The sequence below is a fragment of the Stenotrophomonas rhizophila genome (assembly GCF_000661955.1).
Lineage (GTDB): Bacteria > Pseudomonadota > Gammaproteobacteria > Xanthomonadales > Xanthomonadaceae > Stenotrophomonas > Stenotrophomonas rhizophila.
This window is the reverse complement of the sequence record NZ_CP007597.1, coordinates 2,214,102-2,236,708: the sequence shown is the minus strand read 5'-3', so window position 1 is coordinate 2,236,708 and position 22,607 is coordinate 2,214,102. Positions and strand designations below refer to the sequence as shown.

The 22,607-nt window shown below is 63.8% G+C and carries 14 protein-coding genes; 3 read left to right on the top strand and 11 right to left on the bottom strand.

Translation table 11 applies throughout. The features are described 5' to 3' along the window. Nucleotides 1–35: 35 nt before the first annotated feature. Nucleotides 36–290 (top strand): hypothetical protein, encoded by a 255-nt coding sequence (locus DX03_RS21175; RefSeq protein ID WP_185753521.1) that lies wholly within the window; start codon nucleotides 36–38, stop codon nucleotides 288–290. A 2,038-nt stretch (nucleotides 291–2,328) separates the two neighbouring features. Here DX03_RS21175 and DX03_RS09590 read toward each other — a convergent pair. Then, nucleotides 2,329–3,903: an AAA family ATPase gene (locus DX03_RS09590; protein WP_038688253.1), complete on the bottom strand. Its 1,575-nt coding sequence runs from the start codon at nucleotides 3,901–3,903 to the stop codon at nucleotides 2,329–2,331. Nucleotides 3,904–4,126: 223 nt separating this feature from the next. Further along, nucleotides 4,127–5,206, bottom strand: coding sequence for a site-specific integrase (locus DX03_RS09585; RefSeq protein ID WP_051598819.1), 1,080 nt, complete (start codon nucleotides 5,204–5,206; stop codon nucleotides 4,127–4,129). 104 nt (nucleotides 5,207–5,310) lie between these two features. Here DX03_RS09585 and DX03_RS20690 point away from each other — a divergent pair, with 104 nt between their 5' ends. After that, nucleotides 5,311–6,246: a DNA-binding protein gene (locus DX03_RS20690; protein ID WP_081797211.1), complete on the top strand. Its 936-nt coding sequence runs from the start codon at nucleotides 5,311–5,313 to the stop codon at nucleotides 6,244–6,246. Between the two features lie 573 nt (nucleotides 6,247–6,819). Here the strand turns inward: DX03_RS20690 and DX03_RS21170 are convergent. The 8 genes from DX03_RS21170 to DX03_RS09545 all read right to left on the bottom strand — a co-directional run bounded on the left by DX03_RS21170 (nucleotide 6,820) and on the right by DX03_RS09545 (nucleotide 16,766). Continuing rightward, a complete protein-coding gene (locus DX03_RS21170; protein ID WP_185753520.1) occupies nucleotides 6,820–7,263 on the bottom strand; it encodes a hypothetical protein in 444 nt (147 codons plus the stop codon). Nucleotides 7,264–7,556: 293 nt separating this feature from the next. Beyond that, complete coding sequence (locus DX03_RS09575) at nucleotides 7,557–8,939, bottom strand: aldehyde dehydrogenase family protein (RefSeq protein WP_038688249.1); 1,383 nt, start codon at nucleotides 8,937–8,939, stop codon at nucleotides 7,557–7,559. 35 nt (nucleotides 8,940–8,974) lie between these two features. Beyond that, the gene (locus DX03_RS09570; protein ID WP_038688248.1) at nucleotides 8,975–10,630 is read right to left on the bottom strand and encodes an acetolactate synthase large subunit; all 1,656 of its coding nucleotides are present in this window, start codon (nucleotides 10,628–10,630) and stop codon (nucleotides 8,975–8,977) included. A gap of 288 nt (nucleotides 10,631–10,918) precedes the next feature. Next, on the bottom strand, nucleotides 10,919–11,200 hold the full coding sequence (locus DX03_RS09565; protein ID WP_038688246.1) for a hypothetical protein: 282 nt from the start codon (nucleotides 11,198–11,200) through the stop codon (nucleotides 10,919–10,921). An 87-nt stretch (nucleotides 11,201–11,287) separates the two neighbouring features. Next, nucleotides 11,288–11,581 (bottom strand): hypothetical protein, encoded by a 294-nt coding sequence (locus tag DX03_RS09560; protein ID WP_038688243.1) that lies wholly within the window; start codon nucleotides 11,579–11,581, stop codon nucleotides 11,288–11,290. 65 nt (nucleotides 11,582–11,646) lie between these two features. Then, nucleotides 11,647–15,402 (bottom strand): hypothetical protein, encoded by a 3,756-nt coding sequence (locus DX03_RS09555; RefSeq protein WP_185753519.1) that lies wholly within the window; start codon nucleotides 15,400–15,402, stop codon nucleotides 11,647–11,649. A gap of 30 nt (nucleotides 15,403–15,432) precedes the next feature. Next, nucleotides 15,433–16,245 (bottom strand): hypothetical protein, encoded by an 813-nt coding sequence (locus DX03_RS09550; RefSeq protein WP_219335253.1) that lies wholly within the window; start codon nucleotides 16,243–16,245, stop codon nucleotides 15,433–15,435. Nucleotides 16,246–16,355: 110 nt separating this feature from the next. Continuing rightward, nucleotides 16,356–16,766: a hypothetical protein gene (locus tag DX03_RS09545; RefSeq protein ID WP_185753518.1), complete on the bottom strand. Its 411-nt coding sequence runs from the start codon at nucleotides 16,764–16,766 to the stop codon at nucleotides 16,356–16,358. Between the two features lie 393 nt (nucleotides 16,767–17,159). Between DX03_RS09545 and DX03_RS09540 the strand changes: the two genes are divergently transcribed. Continuing rightward, the gene (locus DX03_RS09540) at nucleotides 17,160–21,821 is read left to right on the top strand and encodes an autotransporter outer membrane beta-barrel domain-containing protein (protein WP_102100625.1); all 4,662 of its coding nucleotides are present in this window, start codon (nucleotides 17,160–17,162) and stop codon (nucleotides 21,819–21,821) included. A gap of 6 nt (nucleotides 21,822–21,827) precedes the next feature. Here DX03_RS09540 and DX03_RS20440 read toward each other — a convergent pair whose 3' ends face one another. After that, complete coding sequence (locus DX03_RS20440) at nucleotides 21,828–22,418, bottom strand: hypothetical protein (RefSeq protein ID WP_051598818.1); 591 nt, start codon at nucleotides 22,416–22,418, stop codon at nucleotides 21,828–21,830. Between the last annotated feature and the right edge of the window lie 189 nt (nucleotides 22,419–22,607).

The following is a 22,607-nucleotide window of genomic DNA, read 5'->3' as shown; positions in this document are numbered from 1 at the left end:
AGGACTGCTACTGCATGGGCGAGGTCTGCCTAGGCATGACCCTGGCCGAGGTGGAGCAGATCCACGGCACGTCCGTCCAGGACTGGGAGTCAAACAAGTGGGAGCGCAACTGTTTGGGCTCGTTTGCGAACTCCGCAACTGTAGGGTTTACGGGTAAGGATGGCATCGAGTTCATCCTGAGGCTTCTCGATTTCCCAGGGGGCGAGGACTACAAGCAGCGCTTCCGCGTGCGCAGTGTATCGCCGTACGTCCAGGCCACCCGAACCGAATACGACGCGATGGTGGATTAACTTGTTCAGCGTTGGAACATGGGACTGAAAGGCGACAGCCCCAGTCCGCCCTTTGTGGTGTACCACCACCCCACGGAGTACTTCTCCACGGAACTATTCACCAAATTCGCCTACTTGCCACAGCGCTCCATGATCCCCTTGAGCGCGAAGATGGATCGCTACCCGGACTGGGTGCGTGGACAGCCCGCGTGCGCCGGAACGAACCCTGCGCTGCCGAAGCTGTGAAATCGATTTGGGTATCGGTCAAATCCCATGATCGTCAAATCATTGCCTGGCTTGAACGAACGGAGGGTATAGACGAATGAGCGGTGATCGGGACGAAAAGCACTACATGCGCGTAGGTCAGGACGCGCGCCAACACACCAGCGCCTGCATTCGTCGCTGGGCTATCGATCACCCGTGCAGTTCGAGCAGTGTTGTTGAGCGGGTGTCCACTTTTTCGTAGGAACTGCCCGCCGCTAGATCGATCTATCGAGGGTGGGGAGTAGGCCACTCGAGACCAAGAGCGGGCAATGTATTGATAAGGCGCAATTAAGAGCCGCGCACTCTTCCAATCCAGACGAGGTGCTCTGACGTACCGGACAGTACGTCCGCCGCAATGAGCCCTCTAAGCAATCCGATCCTAGTATGTCCTTCGACAAGATGTAGCCCTGAGGCAGAGGGAGCAAAAGCTCCACTCAGAAGGATAGGAGGCCGAATCCAAGTGCGCTCGCACTCCCAACTAAGGCGAACGTCAGACCGGACATCGATACAGTTCCAGCCCTTGGTGGCAAAGCCATTGACTCGCTCAGCCACACTATCGCACCAGTTCTGAAATTCTCGCCACACTGTACAGGAAATAATCTGCTCGGCAGGCACACGTTTTAGCTGCCACTCGATGCGATTAATGTCGAGGTGTCCGTACTGATTCTGGAAGGCGCAGTTGCGTCCGTGGTCTGCATAAAATTGATTGAGGACGTCCTCAGGAGTGGACGGAAGCGCCTGACGTAGCGCATCGAGCTCAATGATGCCGGACTCTGCATAGCTCAGACTCATGAGTAAGGAGAAGAGCATGTCAAATATATTCCCGAAAATTGGCTTACAAAAGGCGACTACGCCAGCGCTAACTGCGCAGAGCGAGCCGCTTAAAGCTTGAGCCACCTTGCCCTGATTACAGGCAAGGTGGCCAGAGGCTTAAACAACCCGGGCACGCTTCAGGCGCGGAACGTGGTGTATCCCGCCAGCAATACCTTCCTTCCTAGGCGCCCCCCAACGGACAATGTTCGCTGGCGAGATTCCAATCGGGCTCTCCGATGCAACCGCAAAGTGAACATCCCAGTGATACGAAGTCCCTGGAGTGTTCGGATCGGACCAACCGCTACCGGCTGAGTCCGTCCACGCAAACTTTGATTGATGAACGCGAAAGGGCTTTACATACCCTCGGTGCCAGTTAAATGGAGGCTGGAATGCAGCTCCCTCCGACGGGGCTGTGTCCGGCAACGTGTCGTCGAAGCGAGTAGTCCACGAAACATCAGCATTCCGCAATGACGCAACGCATGGCACGGAAACAATTCCATTTAGACTAGGCGCACCAACGTGCATGCGCCAGCGTGTCTTCTCCACGAGTATCGAATGCGCAGCCTTGTGAGTCGTAACGTTCCGACCTTCTAGGTAGCGAGTGAAGAGCACCACTGACTCGTTGGCAGCCTGCAGTTCGGCCGCTACTGATGCATACCCACTTGGCCAATCCTGCCCGTCATTGCGACTAAGCATCTGCTCGAAGCCCCATGCAAGTAGAGGCCGATTCACGTCAGGGACGACCACCCTTAGCCGCCCTCGCAACAGTTGCAACGGAGTTCGCACTGTGGGCTCATTGAAAGCATCAACTACGGGAGCGATGTACAGCTCCTGGAGCATGCGCCATAGATGCTTCGTCGACACAACTTTCGCATCATAGTTGGTGGTGAACCTGGTGAGCTGCTCCAGAGACTCTTTGAGCGCGGCCACATCGGCCTCAGTGCAGTGGCGGGCATTCCGAAAAGGAGCGAGCAGCTCGGGATCAATCAGGACGTTCATAGGGCTCATCCTCTGAAGAATGAGCCACTTCTGGAAGCTGGCCCTCCGCGTCATCGTCCTTCCCGAGGCCAGCGACATATATGACCTCCTCCATCAACTGAGCTTGACCCATAAAATCCTTAGGCCAGGTCTCGAGGTCACCATTCTTCTGCAAGTGAGACACGGCAACCTTGCTAATTCCACCAACCTGCTCCACCTCCACGATCGACACGTGACACCGAAGCCACGATTCCATCGGGGAATCGGGACTGGCTTGAGCGATGAGGGACCGAAGCCTCCTCACCAAGTGATCGCTATGTGTTTCGACTATTACTTGCCTTTTCCCGTTGGCTAATGCTACAAACCAATCCGCTAACATTGCTTGCAGTTTTGGGTGAAGATGCGCCTCGGGTTCCTCAAACGCACATACTGAGAAGTTGGCTCGCTTGAAAGTTAACTGCCGGTCTTTAGCTGAGAAAAGCGTGGGATCTCCAATAAGTCCCATCTCAACGATCGGCAACAGGTATGTAAGGCCACGCCCAACGTGCTGCAGGGTGGCGTTGCCGAACAACAGCCTGAAGCCGAGGTCGCCAATCTTCTGAATGGATAGCGGGGCACTTATGCCCAGCTCGCGCAAGACATTTCCCACAGCCACCTGAAGTGTGGAGATAACGGGCGTCGGAATTTCATGCAACGCGGCAGAGCTCGGAGGGTTGTATAAGACACTCTTATCTTGACTCGCGTGAAGGAGCTGCGCAGCCAGCTCCCCAGACACGCCAACACCTTCCGGTGCGATAGATGCAGACCGGTAAATTGCTGGCTGAATGTCGCGTGTCGAGGAAAGATAGTTGAGGTTTCGCAGAATGCCCTGCAGATCATCGAGCGGTTGCAAGAAGACTGCCTTGAAAGCGTTCACCCACGCACGCTGCCTATCCCTTGGCCCAATGTTCCTCGTATTAATCGAGATGTACGGAATGAAGTGATCGAGATTAACCTTGATACTCTTTCCAGCCTCACCGTTACAGGAGACCTCGTAAGCCCCATCATCTAGGAGCTTGAACTCGAATATCAATCGTGGCGCGACCGCCTGGTTCGCATATGCCGCCAACTCAATGTGAGTAAGCGAGAGCTTTCCAGAAATTTGAGAGAATTGTAGGCTGATACTGGTAGCTGTCGAAAAGATTGACTCAGCAGAAAACTGGCGGAGCCAGTCGCCACCAATCCGTTCAGCAGCAACTGAGAATGGCCCGTCCCCTATCTCCTCTAGAACTGATTCCGTCTCGACGTCTGAAGCCCAATGGATCTGGAATCGCGGCCCTATGAAGTCTTCACCGGTCGGCCAGTCATAAGTCAGCTCTCGCAATGAGTTGGCATCGACCGCCCCCGCGAGATGAAGTGGCACCTCAACGCGCGGGAAGTGCAGGGTCTGCTGCAACAGGAGCAGGGCCTGAACAATAGTGCTCTTGCCGCCATTGTTGGGACCCACAAGAACCGTGAGCGGACTAAGTCCAACTCTCGTTTCTGCTCCATGACTCTTGAACCTTTCGACGGCGATCTCCGTCAGACGCGCATTTGACATTTATTCCTCGTTGGCATCGGCCATTCGACGGGCGGTTCAACCAATTTTTGCAGCTCTAGCAAGGCAATCACCCATTTGCGGACCGGGTCCAGCCATGCTCGCCCGGCTCTCCGCCTGTCGCGCCCCGATTCAGCAGCGTCTGCCCTGACACAACGTGGCGCAGCTAGGTTATCTGACCACAAGAAGGCCGGCGACCGGGGTTGCGCCCGCACTGCATGTGAGTCTACTTAAGGAGCCTTGCGGCAGGGTTGTCCTCGGCCGCACCTGCTTGGAAGTACCCGACCACGCTCGCTACCGACCGGTATTCCGTCATCGCCATCACCGCAGGCAATGGAACGCCTTGCTTCCCCGCCTCGGTGACGAACCCCGACCGCAAGCTGTGCGCTCCAAAGTCTCCCTCCAGCCCTGCCAGCTGCGCGCGGCGCTTCACTATTGTAGCGACCGAACCAGGGAGTAGGGCAGGCCCCACCCGATCCTTCCAGATTCGACGGAAGATCGCTCCCTCCTGGATCGCGGCCGCCTCCAACCAAGCCGCCAATGCCTCAGCGCTTCGCCCTAGAATTGGCTTATCCGGCGTCGAATCCGCCTTCACTCCGGCCTGCTGGGTCTTCGAGTACTCCAGTCGATAAATGTAGCCATCGTCGCCCACCTTGCGCAGGTCGCGCAGATCGGCGGCTGCGATTTCGCTGCGCCGGCGGCCACCGCTGGCGAAACCAAAGCAGAGCAGGGCACGGTCACGCAGGCCTTCTAGAGAGTCATCGCAGGTGGCCAGCATGGCCTCAAGCTCTGGTCGCGTGATGGCGGTCTTCTTGGTTGGCCGCTCACCGCGCTTGACGGAGGCGCGGCGGGCGCGGCTGAGCAAGGTACGCACGCTCGGCGACTCGCAGGGGTTGGCCAGACGCTTGAGCTTGTGCGCGGTGGACAGCACTGCCATGCGCTGAACCACAGTCGACAGCTTCAGCGCCCCGATCCTTGCCTTGAGTCCAGCGGCGACTAAGGCCTGATCCAGCGCTGGCGGCAGTTCGCTGATCAGGCCGTCTTTGCTCTTGCGCTGGATATGGTCGACCAGAAACTGGATCACAACGGCCTCGCCGACCGGCAGCGCCAGCTCGACACCATAACGCCCTTGATGCCATCCGGCCCAATAGCGCAGGGCAGTGGCATAGCTACGGGTGGTGTTCGCCGCGGCTGCCTCTGCTAGCAGTTCGCGCACCGCATCGACGGCTTTCTGGGCTAATTGCTGCGGCAACACCAGCGAACTGGCAGCCGTCGGCAAGGTCGAAGTGGTGGAAGTTCGCTTCATAGTATGTAATGTACATTACACTATTATGCATGTACTAGCGATAATCATCACTTATCGCCAGTACGGAATCAACGGGGCAGGGCGCCCGCACAGGAGATAGTTCAATGGCTCGCGGCATCACGGAACTGGACGTGCACGGCGCCGCTGACGCGCTTGTCGCAAAGGGCGAGCGCCCGACGGTGGAGCGCGTCCGGGCGCACCTAGGCACGGGGTCCCCGAACACCGTTACCCGCTGCCTAGAGACTTGGTGGCAAAGCCTTGGAAGTCGGCTGCAGCCAGAGAGCCCAAAGGTCACAGATGCTCCGGCTGCCTTGGGAAAGCTTGCAGGGCAATGGTGGGCACTAGCGCTAGAGCATGCGCGTGATGCGGTCCTTGAAGAGTTTTCCGAGGCGAGCAAAGACCTTGCGTCCAAACAAGAGAAGTTTCTTGCCCGGTCCCAAGCACTTGCAGATGAGACGCGCGCCGCCCATGCGAGGTCGGAGGCGGCGATGGCCGCAGAGCGCCTCGCCCGCGCCCAAGCCACGGAGCTGAAGCGCCTTGTCGATCAGCTTCAACTGCAGGTTGCGGAACTGACCGGGCAACGAACCGCCGCTACTCAGCGACTTGAGCAAGTTGAGGCCTCACGCCAGGCGCTCTACGACAGGCTCCAAGAAACTGACGCATCGGCGAGATCTGAGCGCGAGAGCCTGGCTGAGCACGTCAGATCTGTCGAAAATCGCGCATTGGCGGATATTGATCGCGCTAGACAAGAGAGCAAGGCATTGCAGACCCAGCTGGCCAGCGCAGTGAAAAGACATGCGTCGTCTGAAGCAGAGATGCGGCGTAGCCTTGAAAAGGCACACTCAGCCACCGCGGTGGCAGTGCAGGCGGCGGATAATCAGCGTGGCCGATGTGCAGCTCTAGAAGAGCAGCTGGCCAAGCTCCAGAACTTGCCGGCGGATCTAGAGGCTGCGTTTAGGCGAAGCCAAGTGACAGCTGGTCCACGGAATATAAGCTCCAAGCAGCGGGCTAAGAAGATCTCATCCAAGGACAAGAACTAGGAACACTAGCTTGGCTAGAGCCCATCCAGGGACATCAATTAGGACCACTATTGACGGCAGTTTGCTCCTAATTGATGTCCCACGGAACGATTTGGCGAGCAAAAAAGCCTTTGCATTCAATAGGGGGCACTATCTAGGAACAAAAGGACGTCAATTAGGAACACCGACACCAGCTTGAGCAGGCCCAAGTAGTACCGGCCAGCATTTAACATAATATACATTATGCGAAATGCAGTATCAGCCACGGTTACGGTTGGGTTCGGATGTATTGGACGCCTGTCGGAAGCTTCTCCTTCGACTTCGAAGCCTCCACGACCTTCCAAGCATCACCACGCCAACAACAAGCGCCAGCACCATCCAGATCGAAGCCGGGCAAGTTCTGGATCTCCTGGATGTAGCGCTCGTCGCACATCGCCGCTAGGCGTGCGGACAGTTCACGCCCTGATGCGTCATCAACTCCAGCGCCGATGTGTCGGCGTTAATCAGGCTGGGGGCGTCTTGACGCTACTTAGGCGCCGACCCAGCTTTGTTGCCCATTCAGAGCTGCAGTTGAGAACACTGGGTGTCTTTAGGTCAGGCGCCTACTACCTTGCTTAGGAGATTAACCATAACGCCCTCGCCCATGCGCTTTCCTGCCCGAACCGTGGGGTGGGCAGGCTTTTTCAGTTGCGGAAGGTAGACATGACAGCCGGTCTTGAAGGTGAAGTGCTGGGCCATGAAGTACAGCTCAGCGGCAATGGCTTCCTCGTCAGCACCGGTGCAGTGCAGCCGAACATAACGTTCTAATGCAAGCGTCGTGATGTCTGCTCCCAGAACCTCGGTCCGTCGCTGGGGATCACCTTGCCAACAGACTCGAATCCAGCCTTCGTCTTCCGTGTCCTCATCCGTACTAAAGGGCGAGATGAGCGTGCCATCGTGCAGGCTGCGGGCGCACCAGAAGTCGCCATGGCGTTCGCCAGAGTAAAGTGGTGCCAGATTGGCGATAAATCCGACGATTGCAGTGCTTCTGTTGCACAAGGGTTCTTCTCCGCTGACTGACGGCCGTCAACTCAAGTGTGTCGCATTAGGCGCGATCCACGAGCGAGTTCGCAAGTGGTTCTGCTGGGCGAGGCATTTTGAACTAGTTGCTGTCATCCTTTGCGTAGCAGTACAGCCCAGGCGACGCCCCTGCCTCACCCACTCTGCCCAGCTCGCGCTCAAGGAAGGGGGCCGTCCTGTTACGGCGTTCCCGCTATACCGTCCCCCCCATCGCATCATCCCACGCCCGCCCACATGCACAGGACCCGCACCTGCCCTCCCCCACACCCCGCTCAACTCCTCCGCATCAGAATCATCTTCTCCTGCGACATATCCCGCATCGTGTAAGGAATACCCCCAGTGCCATAACCGGACTCCCTGCGCCCTGCAAACGGCATCCAGTCAGTGCGGAACGCAGTAGGGTCGTTGATCATCACGGCTGAGGCATCCAGCCGGTTGGCCGCGCGCATCGCGATATCGATATCCTGCGCGAAGACGCTTGCCTGGAATGCGGTAGGCAAAGAGTTCGCCCGCGCAATAGCCTCATCAAGCTCGCCATAACGGTACACCGCCACCACCGGGCCGAAGACTTCCTGCGTGGTCACCCGGGCGTCGCTGGCGGGATCGAGCAGCACGGTGGGCTGCAGCGTCGTCTCGGAAAGGCGTTTGCCGCCGGTTGCACACTGCGCCCCGCCCTTCACTGCCTCCTCGATCCACTCAGCCACCCGGTCGGCCTCGCGGGGCTGGATCAGCGGGCCCACCTCGGTGTCTTTCAACGTAGGGTCGCCGGTACGCAGCGTCTCGACGCGCGCGATGAGCGCCTGGGTGAAGTCGTCGGCGATGGCGTTGTGTACGAAGATGCGCTGGGTGGATACGCAGACCTGGCCGGCGTGGTAATAGCCGCCCTTGACGATGGGTTCGATGATCTTGGCCAGGTCCGCGCTTCGATCCACGATGGCCGGTGCGACGCCGCCATGCTCCAGCGCCGAGCGCGCCCCGTGTGCCAGCTTGGCATGAAGCGACCAACCGACCCGGGCCGAGCCAATGAAACTGAGGAACGCAACGCGCGGGTCGGTGACAAGCGCCTCGGCCAGTTCGTTGCCATCTGGCAGGAAGCTCTGGCACCACGGCTCCGGCAGGCCCGCTTCGTGGACCATAGCCACGAATTCCAGGCAGGACAACGGCGTGGTGGAGGCCGGTTTGATGATGACCGGGCAGCCCACCGCGATGGCCGGTGCCACCTGGTGGACGATCAGATTCAGCGGGTGATTGAACGCCGAGATCGCCGCGACGACGCCGATCGGCTCGCGGGTAGTGAACGCCCAACGATTCTCCGCCGCGGCTGAAAGGCCCATCGGTATTTCGCGACCCGCAAAATTGCGCAGTTCATCGGCGGCGTTGTGGACGCCATCGATCGCACGCGTGGTCTCGACGATGGCGTCGGGCAGCGGCTTGCCGCCCTCGCGCGCGATCTGCAGGGCCAGATGGTCACGTTTGGCCTCCATCAGCGCGGCCAGCTTGCGCAGGATCGCGATGCGCTGGTGCGGCTGCAGCCAGCCGTCGCGGTTCTTGAACGCCCGCTGCGCGGCGCTGAGTTTGCGTTCCAGTGCTGCCGCGTCGTCGAACGGGATGTCGGCGATGGGCGCGCGGTCGAAGGCTTGTACGACGGTCAACATCGGGGATTCCTTGTGTTTGGCGTCAACGCGACCGCTTACGCACAGCCCACGTCGGGCGTGCGGTTGCGCAGTTCGTCGACCAGGACGCGGGTGTTCTCGGAGTAGTCGATGGGCACATCCAGCAGGTGGACGCCACCGCCAGCAAAGGCGGCCTCGATCGTGGGCACCAGCTGCTCCACCGCCGTGATCCGGCTGCCTTTGGCGCCGTAGGCTTCGGCATAGCGCACGAAATCGGGGTTGCCGAAGCGCATGCCGAAATCCTCGAAGCCGTCCACCGCCTGCTTCCAGCGGATCATGCCGTAGGCGCTGTCATTGAGGACGATGACCACCAGGTTCAGGCCCAGCCTGACGGCGGTCTCCATCTCCTGTGAGTTCATCATGAAGCCACCGTCGCCGCACACGGCCAGCACGCGGCGCTTCGGAAACAGCATCGACGCCATCATGGCCGACGGCAGGCCGGCGCCCATCGTGGCCAGCGCGTTGTCGAGCAGCAGCGTGTTGGCCACATGCGTGCGGTAGTTGCGGGCAAACCAGATCTTGTACATGCCGTTGTCGAGGCAGACGATGCCGTCTTCGGGCATCGCCTGCCGCACGTCATGGACCAGGCGCTGGGGCGTCACCGGGAAGCGGTCTTCCTCGGCGCGGTCGTTGAGGCGGGACAGGATCTTCTGGCGCAGCTCGCTGGTGCCCGCGTCTTCGACCACCCTGCCCTCCAGGCGTTCGGCAAGCGCGGTGGCGCTGGCGCCGATGTCGCCGATCACTTCGATATCGGGGTGGTAGACCTGTTCAACCGTGGCGGACTGGAAGCCGACATGGATGACCTTGGGCCCGCCGTTGTCTTTCATCAGGAATGGCGGCTTTTCGATCGTGTCATGGCCGATGGCAATGATCAGGTCGGCACGTGCGACGGCTTCGTGCACGTAGTCGCCTTCGGAGAGCGCGGCCGTGCCCATGTACAGGTTGGAGCCGCCGGTAACGGCCCCTTTGCCCATCTGGGTATTGAAGAATGGCAGGCGCGTGCGGGCCACGAATGAGGAGAGCGCCTCGGTCAACGAGGGCCGGCTGCAGGCCGCACCGATCATCACCAGGGGGCGTTTGGCGGCCAGGATCGCAGCGGCGGCCCGGTCGAGCGCGGCGACCGGGGCAACGGGCCGGTCCAGGGGATGCACCGGAATCACCGGCACCGCGTCCACCTCTTCCCCGGCGATATCCTCCGGAAGCTCCAGATGTACCGGGCCTGGACGCTCCTCCATGGCCACGCGGAAGGCATCGCGCACCATGGCCGGTATGGCCGCGGGGCTGACGATCTGGCGCGTCATTTTCGTGAGCGGCTTCATCGAGGCCACGATGTCCACGATCTGGAAGCGCGCCTGCCTAGCGCTCATCACGGCCTTCTGGCCGGTGATCAGGATCATCGGCCATGCCCCGAGATGGGCATAGGCCGCGCCGGTGGAGAAGTTCAGCGCCCCCGGCCCGAGGGTGGCCAGGCAAACCCCGGGTTTGCCGGTGAGACGGCCGTGGGTGGCAGCCATGAAGGCGGCGGCCTGTTCGTGACGGGTGAGGACCAGTTCGATGCTGGAATTTCGCAGGGATTCCAGGAAATCGAGGTTTTCCTCGCCTGGAACCCCGAAGATGCGGTCAACGCCCTCGTTTTCGAGTGCGGCGACCAGGAGGTCTGAGCCCTTGGGCATTGCTTCGATCCTTGCGGTGATGAACTACAGAGAGTTCTGTGCCATGGGGAAGAGCGTCGTGTGGGACGACTATACCCCCGGTGCTGTGCACACCCGTCGAAGAGACGGCATCCCGCGGCAGGACGGTGAGGTCCATGGGTGCATCGGAGCCTGCTGGTGTTTGTCACGGTCGAAGCTGCCTGCCGCCTCCTTTGGCTGGCTTGCACATACAGGGCGTACTTCCGGGTGGTTTGACGCAGATGGCGGTGCGATGCCGCCCGTTCTGGCTGCGCGCCCTCTCCAAGGCGGCTACTGCCTCCGACAGGAGTTGATGGTGTCGCCGATCCCATCGAAGACCTGTCCGGATGTCACAATCCAGGGCTTGGACAGGATGCAGTACTGGATCGTGCTGGACCCGGGATCGAAGTTGAAGCTGACCACCACCGTGCCAACAACGGGCACCTTTGTGGTGGCCTTGCCCTGGCGTGCCCCCGGCGGGTCGTAGACCGTGCCGTGCTCTTCAAGGCTCTTCTTCTTGACGCAGGTGAAGATCGCCTCGGTGACACCGTTGAACGTCCTGCAGTCCGTCATCACGCTCTCCTTATCTTTCGTGGATGGATGAGGAGCGCCTTCGAGGGAAGGCGCTCCATGCAACGCGCCGAACCAGCCCGCCCCGCGTCAGTTGCACGCCGGAAGTTCGATCTTGGTACACGGGTCGTTGGTCTGCACATAGGCCCGGCACGACTGCTGCAGGCGTGGCCTGAGTTTGTTGGCGGCTTGCGCCTTGGCGGCCGTGCAGCCCGGGTGCGTTTGCGGACCTTTCCCCGTGTTCGCGTAGCCCTTTTCCGCCTGCGTGCACATGGCCGCCGGCGCAGACTGTTTCACTGTTGCCTTGCCCTGGTAACACTGCGCGGCGTGCGCCGCCGGGATTGCGCCCACCAGGAGGGCCGCGACCAGAAGGGTCGTTTTCATGGATACACCTCGCTATGCGTTGATGTCGAGTGTCCGGTGACGCCGCTGCGTGCGGCAACCGGCCTTCATGGACTGCCGGGGGCGACGTCTGCGCCCCGCCCTGCCTCTTTCCCCTGTGTTGGAGTGGAGTTGCTTGCACTGGCGCCGGTGGCGCCGGTAGCGCCGATGCGCCCCGTGGTGATGCCGCCGCGGGGCTCGCCGCGCAATGCACCCGATGCGATCCATGCCTGCACCGATGTCAGCCCCGCCAGGGCATCGGGCGTACCCAGCCGGATGTCCAGCCGATGCTGGCCCGGCCCCAGCCCATACAGCGAACGCGATGCCAGCGCGACGCGCTTGCCGTCGGCATCGACACCGCTGATGATCAATCGGCGTAACGAGCGGTCTGCTGCCGGCATGTCGATCGTGACCGTGACAACACCAGGGGGCTGTGTCGTCGCCTTGCCCACGGGAAGGCGCAACGACAATCCCACCGCCTGCGCAGCGCCCTGCCCGTCGTTACCGGCATTGGCCACGGTGGATCTGCGCGTGTTGAACACCCAGAAACCCCCGCTCCACGGCCAGCGTCCGATGGTCTGTGCCCCGGCTGCCGGGTCCGATCCGTGCAGCTTGTCTGGAATCGCATCGTCCGGATCCACCGTGACCTTGAGGTCGTAGGCAGTGCCCGCGTCACTGCCGCCCAGGTTCGCGGTGTCCCAGAGCACATCGACATCGGCCTGGCCGCGCGGCGCGATGGTGATGGGTTTGGAACGCGCGAACTCGATGAAGGTGTCCTCGCGCGGCCGCGCCCCATCACCGCGAGCCACGCTATCGGCCTCCGGGCCACGTGCGTGATAGGCGAAGGCGACCACGACATTCCGGGCGGCGGTGTCGATCGAGTAGTTGTGCACCGGCACCACCACCCTGACCTTGGTGCCCTCCTCCACCCCGCCCAACAACGGCGCGTATTCGCCCGTCACCTCGTTGGGCACTGCCTCGGTGAGCTTCAGGCCGCGCAGACGGAAGTACGTGTCCTCCGGGGCCAGTGTCCAGGTGCCCTGCATCGCATCGAAGACAATGCGCCACGGCAGGTTGAGCGCCGGGTCGGGCCGACCGCCATACATCTTCTTCCACCACGTGGCGCCGCCGGTGGAGCGCAGGAAGTCGGTGCCGTGCGCGACCTTGATGCCGCCGTTCCCAGTGACATAGACCAGCGTTTCGTAGTGGTAGGCCTTGGATGCGATGCCAGACACATCCGGCTGATCGAGGGTGATGCCGCGCGAGTTGCGCATGGTGCGCTGCGCGACCACGCTGCTTTCCCAGTTGGACGCATCGGACAGGTTGACGGCACCTTCGTAGTTCGCGCTGCCGTTGAACATGCGCACGTCCGCCGAGGCCCGAAAGCCGGCGGTGATGTCCACGCTGTTGCTGAGCGTGTAGGAATAGGACTTCTCGCTGCTGGATCCCGACTCCTTGGTGTATTCCAGGCTGAAGGTCTGGGCGTTGCCATCGAAGGCACGCTCGATCGGGCTGTTGAGCGGTTTGCCCGCCACCTCAACGGTCTTGCCGGCCTCATTCTGATAGCTGAAGGAGCCGATATCCTTGGCAAACACGCCCTGCGCCGGGATCTCGGGATAACTGGTGGCGTTGTAGTTCTGGTGCGAGGGGTTGTACCAGTCGTAGTTCAGCCCGCCGCCGCTGTACTCCATCAGCTGCCCGGGAATGACGATGTCGTAGAACGGAAACCGGCTGGACCGCTCCCGGTTCACCCCGTAGACCGGATAGCGCCAGATATCCACCAGGCGCATGTTGAACACCAGGTGGTCGTCCTGGGTGGTGGTCGCGGCCTTCTGCGTGGTGACCGATTGGTAGGCGTTGTTGAGGCTGCGTTCCATGCTGTTGGTCTCGAACGAGACCGCCGTTCTGACCGAGAGCGATGTCTCGAAGGTGGCGATGTTCATGAAGCCGCCACCGACCGTGCTGCCCACGGTCTGCGTCAAGCCGCCGCCGAAACGGGCGGAGCTGGCATTGGTCGAGGTCTCGGTGAGCGTGCTGTCGGTACTGTCGCGCAGGGTGACGTTGAAGGCGGACGGCCCGGAGACGCCGAGTAGATTGACGATCTCGTAAGGCGGGTCCTGCCCGGGCGTAGGCAGTGCGTCGACGTGGCGCGGCGGCATGCCCACCACGTACTGCGGGTCGATCATGTCCTGGATGGTGATGTGCGCAGGATTGCCCAGATACAAGGACTCGCCGCCGCGATCATAGGCCACGATCGGCACCCCGAACACCAGCCCACCGGCCTCATAGTTGGGCATACGGTGGCGGTACACCGGGTCAAGCGCCAGGGTGTCGCCATTGACGCGGGCAACCACGATCTCCGGCACGGTGCGGCCGGCCTGCTCGCCGCGTCCGGGCAGCGCCACGGCCACCTGGTGACGCGGATCAACGCCGTCATTCTTGAAACCGATGAAGTTCCCCGCGGCCACCGAGGGGCCCAGCGCCGTGGTGACAACCGGCGATCGGTCCGACGAAAGCTGTGCCGCCGGGCCTGCCTGGATGACCGGTGGATCGCCATCGCGCACCTGCAGGACGCGGCCCATCACCCGCGCATCTGGCGAGGTATGAACGATCGCCAGTTGCCGCCGGAAGAACGGATCACTTGGCACGGGGGTTGCCTTCGGATCGAACTTGAACAGGCCGGTGGCCATATCGACGTAGGTGTTTTTCGCCACCGGCCCGATCGTGGTCTTCGCCCTGGGTGGGCCGATCTGCTCCAGTGTTGCCGGGTCGAAGTACGCCAGCGCCATCTGGTCGGCGCCGGCATCCTGCGGCACCAGGTAGCTCATGATGAACTGCTCGTGGCCACGGCCCACGAAATCGGCCGAGGCCAGCGCCAGTGACGTCGACCGGCCATTGGCAACGTCAAGCGCGTAGGACGTGCCCACGCGCTTCAGCGTGTGCGTGGTGCCGTCACTGGCATAGCGATAGGCCGCCAGGCGGATGCGCCCGGCGCCGGTGCCGGCCGCGGCATCGGCGGCACTGATGATCTGCAGCGTGCCATCGCCCATGAAGTCGCCGAGGGTGACGGCGACGTCGCCCGTAGGCGCTTCATCGGCCGGGCCGATATAGGAGGCGGCGACCTTCAGCTCCCCCGCCGCGCCCTCCTTCGACGTGCCCATACCTTCGTTGGGCACCCAGATGATCACGTCGATCTGCAGCCGATGCTGCAGGTTGGCGTAGGCCGCGACGATGGCCTGGTGCGGCTGTTCGTCCTGGCTGGGCCGGCGCAGCAATTCCCCGACGGCAAGATCAAAGTTGCGGCCGACCGTGCTGGTGGACGGGTTGGGGAAGGCCAGCGTTGCACGGCTCCCGTTGTTGATGTTCAGCGGGCTGGTGTACACGGTGATGCCGAAGTTGGTCATGCACACCGCCTGCTCGAAATCCGGCGTCGACACGCGGCCATGGCCAAGACGTCGGCGCTGCGACTGCTGGCAGGAATCCCCGGATTGGAGCTTCTGCGCCGACACCGTCCATTGTGTGAGCTGCGCGTCGGCGGCGGCGTAGTCGAACAGATCGCTGTAGAACGAGGAGTTCTGGCTGGCCAGCAGCCCCAGCGTAGCCACCGGGAACAGCGTCAGCTTCTTCGGGTTGTCGATCGGATCCACTTCACCGGGGCGCACCTCGGCGCTGGCGGTGGCAGCCAGGCAGATCGCGGTGACGGCGCAGACCATGCCATGACAGACGCGGCCGCGCATGCGGCGCCAGAGTGCGCAGCCTGCGGCACGAAGCGCCGGGTCGGGCAGCGCCTCTTCACCGCCTGTGCCTTGGTATCCCCTGGTCATGCTGCTCTCCCTGCGCCTGGTGGATGGGCATCACTGCTTTTTGCACATCAGCGCCGTGTAGTACGGCGCCTGGACGGCGCTGTCGGACGGCTGTGTGGCCACGGGAACGGTCTTGCCGTCCACGATGCTGAAGTCGCCCTTGGACGCATAGCCGCTGGCGCAGCATCCGCTGGCGCCTGTAATGTCGTGACCGCTGAACGCGATTTTTCCCTGCACGCCGTGCACGTGGTTGCGGACTTCGCTGGGCTCCAGCGGCTTGCCGCCGAACTGGTAGTACGGCGTGCCGTTGTCGGGAAGGGCCACGATGTAACGCCCGGCCACCGAGTTCTCCGCTTCCCATGTTGCCGGGCACAGGGTCTGCGCCATGAAGGTCATCACGCCCGAGGGCACCGTTGACCCGTCCGGGTTCGAGGTTTTGATGCAGAGCCCGTACTGCGCGTAGGGCAGATCGCCGCTGGCCGCCTCCGATGCCCCGCTGACCGGGTACTCACCGGAGTCGCCCAGGTTGCCGTTGCAGCAGCCGCCGATCAGCACGAAATTCTTCGATGGCAGCGACACCTTGCCGCTGATGCGCTCGTGCAGGTGCTTGGGCGCGTTCTTGCCGTCCAGCGCATCGCCTGCGAAGCCGCCAACGCCGGCCCCCAGCGGCGCGGGCACCACGAAGCGGCCCTTGGCCCCGTCGACCGATGTCCAGCCTTCCGGACAGGCGCCGGCGAAGTACGCCTCGGTGAAGAATGGCATGGCGTCAGCCGCCGCGGCGATCTGCGGAGCCAGCGCGGACAGGAGAAGCGCGATGGAAAACGGGGCCAGGAGAGGCCGATGGAACCGACGCGTGATAGCCATGTCGCACCTGTGAAGTGAGAGCGAGCCGAATGCAGCCGGAGCCACGCGCATGCCGGGCATGACGCACCCGGGCAACACGTGGATGGTGAAGCGGACGATGACGTTGCCGGTCAGTCGACCTTGCAGGCCAGCAGCTGGACGAAGGGAAGCGCCGAGGCGGATTCATCGGTTTCCACATCCGCCGAATGCGCGCCCTTGCCTGTCGATTGACTGTTGCAGCAACTGCTGGCGGCCGAGATCGAGTGCTCGTTCAGCGTGGCCGACACCTTCGCCTTGTGTTTGTGTTTGCGATCTTCGCGGTCTGCGAGGGCCTTGCCCGAGGTCGAGCCGATCGCACCGGGATCGTTCGCCACCAGCAGCATGCGGCCATTTGCATTGACCAGCCGGCTGCTGCCCGCCGGGCAGGCAGTGCCCGACATGAAGAAGATCATGTTTTTCGGCAACTCCGCCACGGCCGTGCCTGCAGCACCCAGCAAGGCAACCATGCCGATGAGAAGCAACCCAACGGTTCGCGTACGCATCCCCTGCCCCCTTGCATGTGGACGATCGTATGAGCCTGAAAATCACACCCCGTTTCAATCACATTTCCCACATCTGCAGCGTGCCTGATAATCGAATCCGGGCCAGTAGGCGGACGTTGCATCCGCTCCTGCAGTTGGATCGGAGTATGGACGTAACTCTTTGGAATTACGTGCTCAACGTCGCAAAAGTAGAAAGTGCGCATTATCCATCGCAGGGGATGTTTATGCGGCGGCGTGAAGGCCCGCACCGTGCGGTGCCTGGACTTCCGCCACCTGCGCCGTCGCCCAGGCAACTGGTAGAAATACTGGTGCCGTTGCCCAACTAGTACGGTGGCGCGCCCGCGTTGCCGGTGGGTAAATGCCACGGTCGGTCCAGTTGAGCGGGGAAAGACCATGGGCAGGAAAGAACAGACGCCCACGCAACGGGCGGCGCACTTTCCCCGCGTGAAAACCCGCCACCTCCACGGCACGTCACCGTCAGGATTGATCCTGCTCGGCGTGCTGGCGACCGCCCCGGTGACGGCCCTGGCGCAGAGCGTGGACGCGGCCACCTGCATCACGGTGCCGGCCACCGTGCCGCCCCAGCAGGTGCGCGCAGACGGCGGCACCGTGGCCGTCGCCGGTGGCACCTATGCCCCCACGGTGGCGGGCGCACCGGCGTTCTATGCAGCCAACGGCGGCGTGATCAACGCCAGCGGTGCGGTGGCCCTGATCACCAGTGCCGCCAACACCGCCACGGTCTGCTCGACCAATGGCGGCGCGATCAACTTCCTGGCGGCCGGTTCAACGGTCAGCCGGCTCGGGCCCGGCGGCCCGGCGGCGCGCGTTGAAGCGGGCACCACGCTGACCTCCAACGGTACGCGCCTGTATACGTCGCTGGCCAACAGCGAGGGTATCCAAGTGGCCGGCGGCAGTTTCATCGGCACGGGCGATGTCATTGCCACCGGCATCGTGCTTGGCACGCAATCCGGCAATCCCGCCACCTACGGGCTGCCGGTCGACGCGGGTGGCGCGCTGGTCACCGATCCCAGCGCCTACGTCGGCAAGGCCGCCACGGCGGCGCACGGCATCAGCGCCAGCGATGGCACGGTCCGGTTGAACGTGGACGGCGCAGGAAACCCCACCGCCGGCACTACCTCGATCTACATCCTCGGTACCGGCGCGGGCGCGGCCAGCGGCAGCCACGGGTTGAATGGCACCAGCGGGGCCCGCTTCACCGTGCACGGGGTGAATGTCATTACCCGCGGCAATTACAACAGCGGCGGGCGCTTTGCCAGCGGCGCGCAGCTGCAGGCCTCGCAGCTGTCCATCGACACCAGCGGTACCGGTGCGGTCGGGTTGGCCTTTGCGGATGCGCAGGGCACGGTGAGTGGCTTGACCATCAACGCGACCGGTATCGCCGCGCACGGGGTGTCGGCCACAGCCGCGTCACAGCTGCAGATCGATGGGCTGGATGTGCGCGTGGCCGGCCAGAACGCGCATGGCGTGATGGCCAGTGGCGGCAGCACGGTGGTGCTGGGCGGCACGCCCGGCGTGGTCATCGCCGCCGGACAGACCGGCCATGCATTGCGCGCCGAGGGCGCCGGCAGCACGCTCACCGCGGACGGCCTGCGCATCTCCACCCTGCTCAATGGCGCAATCGGGGCGCATGCGCTGGACACGGGCACGCTGAGGCTCCGCGGCAGCCAGGTATTCACGTCCGGCATCGCAGGGGGCAATGCGGCGGTCGGCCTGCAGGTGGCCAGCGGCGGCAGCCTGATCAGCCAAGGCAACGCCATCCTGACCGGCGTCCAGCTCGGCACCGACCCTGCGTCGGCCAGTTATGGTCTGCCGGTGGATGCCGGTGGCAACGTGACCACCGATCCCGCTGCCTACGTCGCCACTGGCACCACCGGCGCGAACGGTGCGCAGGTGTCCGCCAGTGGCGGCACGCTGTGGCTGGACGTGGCGGCCGACGGCACGCCCCTGGCCACGGCAACGCGGATCGAGACGTTTGGCAACAACAGTACCGGCGTGCTGGTGGCGCAGTCGGCGGCGGCCACTTCGCGGCTGCAGGCGGCCAACACCCAGATCGTCACGCACGGCATCAACGCCAATGGCGTGCTGGTGCAGGGCGTAGCCGGTGTCGCCGGGCCGCAGGCCACGCTCACGCAACTGGACGTGCGCACCACCGCCCTTAATTCGAACGGCGTATACGGCCAGGCGGGCGCGCAGGTGAGCATCCGCGACAGTGCGCTCACCACGTCGGGAAGTGGAGGTGGCGTCCGTGCCGATGGCGCAGCCACCCGGATCACCGCGCGCAACCTGTACATCGGCGGCGGCGGGTCGGGCGGCATCGGCTTGAACGCCACGGGCGGCACCATCGACAGTGCCGGCCTGATCATCATCAACGCCGGGCGCCCGGCAATGACACTCAATGCCGGCGGCGGCACCGCCGGCACCCTGATATCCAGCGGCGACACGATCTACACCGGCGTGCTGCTCGGCACCGATCTGGCCCTGCCCACCTTCGGCCGACCGTTGGACACCAGCGGCACCGCCATCACCGATCCCACCGCGTTCGTCGCCTCGGGCATCGCCGGTCACGGCGTGTACGTCGGCACGGCCGGTGGCCGGGTCTGGATGAATGTCGATCCGGCAACCGGCCAGGCCAATGGCGCGCGCAACAGCATCACCACCCTGGGCGACACCAGCGAGGGATTCAACATACAGGGCGTTGGTGCGGTGGCAACGGTTGCCAACGTCACTGTTGCCACACGCGGCTTCGATTCCATCGGTGCGCGTGCCGCCGGGGCCGGTGAAATCCGTGGCACCGGCCTCACCGTCACCACCAGTGGCCTGCATGGCTATGGGCTGGCGGCCTATGCCGACAGCCTGCTGACGGCGCAGGCCAGCGCCATCACCACCAGCGGCGTGCAGGCGCACGGCCTGATCGCCTGGGCCGACAACGGGCGGCTGCTGCTGGGCGGTGGCAGCCGGGTGAGTACCGGCGGCGCGCTGGCGCATGCCGCCGTGGCCTGGAACGGTGGCCGCGTGGAGGTCGACGATTCCGTGCTGGCCACAACCGGCGTCGGCGCGGCGGCGTTGCTGGTGCGGGGCGATCCGGCGGCGGCGTCTGCACTGATCAGCCGATCGTCGCTGGTCAGTGCAGACGGCCCCGGCGTGGGCGCAATCGGCGCAGCGCAGGTCGACCTGCTCGGCAGCACGGTACAAGGCCGCGATCTGTGGTTGAAGGTCGGCGCCATCGCCGATTTCGACGGCCTCGACGCGGTTGTACCCGTGGTGCCGCCCGACCTGCCCCCCGACGACCCGCCGGTACCGCTGCCACAGGCTCTGGCAGCGCCATTGCCCGCCGCAGAAACGCCGACGGTCGCGGCTATCACCGCCACCGGCAGCACACTGACCGGTGCGGCCGTCACCCTGCCCGGCAGCGTGTCCACCGTGGTCCTGCAGGACACCCTCTGGAACCTGACCGGCACCTCGACCCTCACCACGCTGGTCAACGGTGCGAGCCGGATCGTGTTCTCGCCACCGGGCGGCGACCCTGCGCTGGCGGCGAGCTACAAGACGCTCACGGTGTCGCGCTATGGCGGCGACGGCACGCTGGCGATTAACACCTGGCTTGCCGACGATGCGTCTCCGTCGGACCAGCTGGTGGTGGTGGATGGCAGCAGCAGCGGCCCCGGCCTGCTGGACATCCACCGCAGTGGCGGCCTCGGTGACCTCACCGTGTCCGACGGCATCCGCGTGGTACAGACCCTCAACGCCACCAGCACGGCAGACAACTTCAGGCTGGCCGCACCCGTCGTGGCCGGACCCTACGAGTACTTCCTGTATCGCGGCGGTGCCGCCAGCGCTTCCGGCGCTGACGTGGAGAACAGCTGGTACCTGCGCTCGGTGATCGACTGCGCCGCGCCCGGTGCGCCCACGCCGCGCTGCCCTGCACCGCCGCCGGCACCGCCCCCGCCTGATCCCCCGCCACCGGATCCACCGATGCCAGCGCCACCGCCCACCCCGGCCTACCGCCAGGAGGTGTCGCTGGTGGTCGCCCTGCCCGCGATGGCGCAGGCCTACGGTCGCAGCCTGCTCGACACCCTGCACGAGCGCGTCGGCGACGAGCAGCTGCTACGCCAGCGCGACGACCTGGATTCCGCGCGCAGCGGCTTCAATGGCGCCTGGATGCGCTACGTAGGCCACGATGGCGAGCACGATGGCGGCCGCCGTGGCATCTATGGCGATCGCGGCCCGGACTTCGACTACCGTTTCGATGCGCTGCAGATCGGCGCCGATCTCCACCGCCGCATCGACGCCGACGATCTCAGCCGGCGTCACGGCGGTTTCTACCTCGCCTACGGCAAGGGCAAGGGCGAGGTGCGGCACAACTTCCTGGACTACCGGTTCCATGCCGGCACCGATCGCTTCAAGGCCGGGTCGGTGGGCGCCTACTGGACGGCGTTCTCCGCCAAGGGTGCCTACCTGGATGCGGTGGCGCAGTACACCTGGTATGACATGCGCCTGCAGTCGCCGCGCATGCCCGACAGCTTCCTCGACGCCGACGGTCTGGCGCTGTCGTTGGAAGGCGGATGGCCGTTCATCCTCAACGAGGGCGATGGCGCCCGCAGTGAGGACGGGCGTTGGCGGCTGGAACCGCAGGCACAGGTGATCTGGCAGCAGGTCGACGTGGACAGCCTGCATGACGCCACGGCGCAGGTGCGCTTCAGCGACGGCGATTGGCTGGTGGGCCGCGTCGGAGCACGCTTGAGCCGCAACGACCTGCGCGTCACGGAACAAGGCGAAGCGCGGAGCAGTACGGGGTGGCTGCGTGGCAACGTGTGGCACGAATTCCGCGGCACGCCCCGGGCCACCTTCGCCAGCAACAGCGGCACCGTGCCGTTCGCCGTCGACATGGGCGGCTCCTGGGCAGAGATCGGCATCGGCGGGACATGGCAACTGACCCAGACCGGGTACCTGTACGCCGACGTCGACTACAGCTGGAGCTTCGATGGCGATGAAACCGCGTGGAACGGCAAGGTGGGCATGCGCTGGAACTGGTAGCTGCGCTCAGCAGCGCTGGCTGACGGTATGGAACCGCTGCTGCTGCGCGTCGAAGAACAGATAGGCCTGGCCGATATCGTGGCCCAGCCCGCGGATGTCCAGTTGCCCGACGAACACCATCGGCACGTCGTCGGCCAGCGGCCATTCCGGCCCCTGCAGCCACTTGGGCGGCGCTTTCAGGTAGCGGAAGTCACGCGTGATCGCCGCTTTCAACGCCGTCTGCAGGGCCTTCGGATCCAGCCCATCGTGATCGGCCATGAAGCGGGCGATGTACGCCGGGGGCAGTGACAGCCATTTCGGCTGGGCATTGAGGGCCAGCGTGAAGCGGCGCTCGTGGGTGTCGTCCACGGCATGCGCAATGCCCTGGCTGTCGAGCCGTTCGGACAGCAGGGTCTGGACGTTGTAGATGCACGCCAGGCTCTGGTAGTCCTGGCTGATCAGGTACAGGTACAGATCGGGCTCTGCCACGTAGGCCGGCAGGTCCCGTTCACCCTCAAGCAGCGTCTGCAGCGCCGCGTCGGTGTGGAGGCACTGCTCGAATGCGCGCGGTGCGAGCCGGCCTTCGACGAACTGCTTGATGATGTCCACGCCACTCATTCGGTGCTGCCTCCGTGCCGCAGATGCGCCGCGCCGTGCGCCGCCCCTGCCCTGCTGATGGCCGGCCATCGTGGCATCAGCGGCGTCGGCTTCGCAATGCCGTGCATGCCGGGTGCGCCTGTCGCGCCCGAACCGATCGGCGCCGGCCGATGCCGAAGCCTCCCCCCTGGCCTGCCCTTGCCCGCTCCT